At 57.2% G+C, this 4,388-nt stretch carries 1 protein-coding gene and 2 pseudogenes; 2 read left to right on the top strand and 1 reads right to left on the bottom strand.

Annotated features, from left to right (window positions below; all coding sequences use genetic code 11):
• Nucleotides 1-156 precede the first annotated feature (156 nt).
• Nucleotides 157-297 (top strand): annotated as a pseudogene (locus tag ABZ532_RS31285) (IS110 family transposase); the annotation flags it as partial.
• A gap of 20 nt (nt 298-317) precedes the next feature.
• Here the strand turns inward: ABZ532_RS31285 and ABZ532_RS31280 are convergent.
• Nucleotides 318-737: pseudogene (locus ABZ532_RS31280) on the bottom strand (transposase).
• Nucleotides 738-1,109: 372 nt separating this feature from the next.
• Between ABZ532_RS31280 and ABZ532_RS31275 the strand changes: the two are divergent.
• The gene (locus tag ABZ532_RS31275; protein ID WP_361291320.1) at nt 1,110-2,681 is read left to right on the top strand and encodes a trypsin-like serine protease; all 1,572 of its coding nucleotides are present in this window, start codon (nt 1,110-1,112) and stop codon (nt 2,679-2,681) included.
• Nucleotides 2,682-4,388: the final 1,707 nt, after the last annotated feature.

The raw sequence follows: 4,388 nt of genomic DNA, 5'->3' as shown, positions 1-4,388 counted from the left end.
CCGCCGCGACATCCCCGCGAGTCCGGCCCGCCACCAACGCGGCCACCGCCCGCAGCCGAAGGGCCTCCTGCGCCGACGGCGACAACTGCCGTGCAACCCACACCAGTTCACTCACGCAGAGATCAACGACCCAGAACACCTACCGTTTCGGATCAATACGACCGCAAGAGAGCGGAAGGAAAGCGGCACACCCAAGCCGTGCTGGCCCTCGCCCGCCGCCGGGTCAACGTCCTGTGGGCGCTTCTGCGTGACAGACGGTGCTACGAAGCCCTACCGCCCGTCAACACAGCGGCTTGACAACGACATTGGGAAGTGTCCTACGTGGTGATACGGACGAGTCGTTTGTAGCAGCAGAGGGCGGCGGCGAGGCCGAGGAAGGCCAGGTAGTTACGGGGATGGCGTTCGTATCGGGGCGAGCAGCCCGCACTCGTCGATCCTGTCGAGGACCGCTTCGTGCAACCGTGCCCATTCGCCGGCCCTCGACCAGATCATGAACCGACGACGTGCGGTGGACTTCGAGATGCCAAAGCATGGCGGGAGTGCCCGCCAGGCAGCCGCTGACCAGCACGTAGACGATCGCGGCGAACAGCGTCTCATCAGGCGTGTCCTGCGTCCCACCGCCCTGCGACCGCTTTCGACGGAAGGATCAGCGGCTTCGCGATCTCCCACAACCCGTCCAGAACAATCCAACTCCACGTACCCCCGCATGAACAGTCCAACGAGCCCGGGCGCCACATAGGACACCGTCTCAGACGTAGACATCTGGCTGCGTCGCGCCGCAATTTCGCGGCTTGGAAATCGGCATATCGAAAACACAATATCCCATTCCATAGAAATCTGCACATAAAGTACACAAACCGCCTTTCACGGCCATACCAAGCGAGGTTAAGTCGCCGTTACTGGTGGACAGGGAAGAGTTTGCAATCCGCCGTCGCAGATCTTTACCGACCGAAATCAACCGACTCGGAACGAAGGCGTGGGCATGAATTACTCATGTGCTTTTGCGTGCGATGCCCCTACCCTGAGGTCCTGAAATTCCCGCCTCACGGAACTTCTTGCACTGGCGCGGCATCGCTGCGATCACAGTTACCCACAAAGGGAATATATCAATGTGCGCTCAAAATGAAACAGAGAGAATCTTTTCCCACTCCAAGACTAGCCAAAAACGCGCTGTTAAAATTGGGGCATCCGCCGCGGCCGTAGTTGCCGCAGTTGCCGGACTGGGAGTATTCACCGGCTCGGCCTCGGCTGCCGCCCCCTCTGAAGTACAGAATGCGGTGGGCTTTCTGCAGACAAACTTTAACCAATGTACGGCGACTCTCGTGGCGCGCAACGTCATCACAACTTCCGCGCACTGCGTTCTCGATGGTGAAAATCAAAGAGTGTCCGAAGTTGCCTTTACGCCAGGCAAAGACGGCCAAGAAGATAGCGCACCCTTCGGCATTTGGGAATATGAGGACATATATTTCCCTGAGGATGAATACAATGAGGCGCGGGACGACGGTGATGTCGCGAATAGGCAGGGCCTTGACTTCGCATTTATCACCCTTAAGCCGAACGGTGAAGGCCAGTACCCGGGTGACTTCGTGAACCCTATATCAATCGATTTTTCTCTGACTTCAGAGACATTCAGCGGGAATGTAGAAGCACTCGGTTACACGAGCGCCAGTGATGAAGATTCCCCTGATGACAACCCTTACAACGTTGAATCTTGCGTAATGTCTAATGTGGAAATAAGCAAAGCCCAGGAGGATACTGGGCGCCTCCTGGGACTCCAAAGCGAGTGTAGGGATATCGGCCACGGAGCTTCCGGAGGTCCTTGGTTCAGGCAGGACGAAGACTCCGAATGGCACCTAATTGGTAACGAGTCGGGATGGGATGGCGACAGGGAAGTCGGCACACTCATGAACAGTCGAGCGGCTAAATACTTTAACAGAGCTGTTTACGGTGATGCTATTGGCCACTTGAGTACCGATAAAGACGAGATCGACAAGATTGGCAACTGTTCAGCAACGTTGGTCGCGAAGAATGTCGTCGTAACTGCTGCTCATTGTGTTAACTATGAAGCAGACGGAAATGAGGGTGAAGGGAGCAACGAGAGGGTCACGGCCGACGCCGCAGACGTGTCATTTTCTCCGGGAAGGGACGGAGATGATATACCGTACGGCACGTGGGACGGTGAAGAGATCTTCTTTGAAGGAGAAGATTACGAGGAGCTATCTGAGGAAAATGATGAGAGTAAGAGGAATCTCGATTTCGCATTCGTAAGGCTGCAGCAGAATGCGGATGGCAAGTACCCGGGTGACTTCGTGAACCCTGTAACTATTAATTTTTCTCTGACTGCAGATAATTTCAGTGGATACGTAGAGGAGTTGGGCTACACGGCAGACCCTCCAAGCGATCTAGGTACTGAGAAGAGGGATCTCGAGAGTTGTGTGGTGCCTGATGCATTCATTGAAATGAGCGAAGAGGGCGACACAGGGACCATTCGGGGGGAAGATGATGGACCATGCGAAGTCATCGATGATGGCGCCTCGGGAGGCGCTTGGGTCACTCTAGATGGTGACAACAAGTGGAATCTCGTGGGGGACGTTTCGGGGACCGGCGGGGGCGACGAAGTCGGTTCTCTGCTGAGCGGCCTCGCTAAGACACATTACGACAATGCAGTAGGGTCAAACTGAAATTTTCTACGGCTCATTTGTGAGATGTATCGCCTTTCGGCAGCCTAGCCGCCGAAGTACGTAGGGCCCTGACCACCAGAACCAAAGCAGTGGTCAGGGCTCTACTCGCTCACGAAAGGGTTCGGTGCGTGCCCGGAAATGCGAAGAGTACTCCTGGACATCGGCCGAACCGGTGCTGGCAGGCTCTGAGTGGTATCTTCTCAAATATCCACAAGAGGTGGCGTGTCCCCTTCGAGCGCCTTAAGCTTTCGCTTTCGGTGACTGTTCGCCTGGCAGACGGTGATTTTATCTACACTCTCACGGCAAGGGTGAATACACCAACATTTCAGCCATTTAACTACTGGAGGATGATATGCATAAGGTAGTACGTCTGCTTCGCTGGCCGGCGGTCCAGTTGACCCTTGGGCTCGCGCTCCTCTTTGGTGCCATGGCGCCACCCGCCCTCGCCAGCATCGGAAGCGCGCAAAATTTTGAGGACCCAGGTTCCATACTGGTTGACGGCGATGATTGCGCTGTCGTCAACATTAGGGTCGGCAGCTCAATTCAGTGCAAGAGCGTATTCGCGGAGGCCCTTACGTCGCATTCCTTCCGTGCCTATGTTGACAAAGTTTGGGTGAGTCTGAACGCATCGGAATCGCTAGGGGCGGTGACTCCGCCTAGAGGTTCTACTTCCCCAGCGGGCTGGAAGAGCGGAGTGCGATCCGACGGGGGGTACAATTTCTACTACGCACATCTAGGGGCGGTGGATGGCCACAACCGCGTGGATTTGGTCATGCCCGAAGATGGCTGTGCAAACGTCACGGTCGACATCTCCCGGGAACGAGATTCGTTCGTCCCCACAGGGCACGAACTCACGTCGTCCACATCATCTGGCCAGGCGACTTCTGGGACCACCCGTTACGTACAAGTCTGGAGTGCCGACAGCTTCAGTGAAGGAGAATGGGTCCGCGTTTCGTGCAAGGACGCAGGAACCTCACTGAACATAAAGGGCCTCTACGTATCGAAGGATGGCGCCTGGTACGAACCCGATCTGGCCTCCTGGGAGGCAGCAGAGCGACAGGCCGGCGGAACCCTCCTCCCATGGTGGTTGACAACCACCTGACGTGCCCAGAAAGGAAGTTCTGGCCGCAGGCCCTGACAGCCGGCCGACACCATCGCTAAAGGGCGCGATGATCGCCTTACCCCCAGCAGGTGTCCGCAGTTGGAGTTGCTCACCGTAGGTAGAACACGGCAGCTGTAGATAGCCGCTGCCGGGCTTTCTGGTCATGCTGTGTCGGCAGGTTCAGACTGCAATCAACATCGGCAGCGCGTCGGGGCGACCGTAGGTGAGGATGCGCGTGAGCGCCTCTCGCATGCGGCTACGTTTTCGGCCGGCGCACGCAGGACTGCCTCAATTACTGGATCCTCCTCGTCGTCTGACTCGGCAACTCCGGCGGTCGGCACGTAGATGTCCGGCGGCCGCTTCTCCTGCCCTCCGTAGGCGATGTTCGCGACGAATCTGTAGGCCACACACGTGTTCTACCAGACCTGCTGCGGCCGATCACGGGCGGTCGGCGCAGCGCTGCATTACCAAACACCCCCACGGGGACAAAACGCTCTTTAGAGGTCGTTTTCGTCCGATGTTTCATCCCGAGATGGGTTGTTTGGCGGCTTTCCTTGGGTCGCGCCAGGAGATGGTGTTCTCGCCGGTGAGGCGGCGGGCCATGA

It is taken from the genome of Streptomyces sp. NPDC019396 (assembly GCF_040632375.1).
Lineage (GTDB): Bacteria > Actinomycetota > Actinomycetes > Streptomycetales > Streptomycetaceae > Streptomyces.
This window is presented reverse-complemented; position numbering and strand designations above follow the sequence as displayed.

Excerpts from the sequence above, each read along its gene's own strand:
- ABZ532_RS31275 (WP_361291320.1), top strand. The coding sequence starts at position 1,110 with ATGTGCGCTCAAAATGAAACAGAGAGAATCTTTTCCCACTCCAAGACT.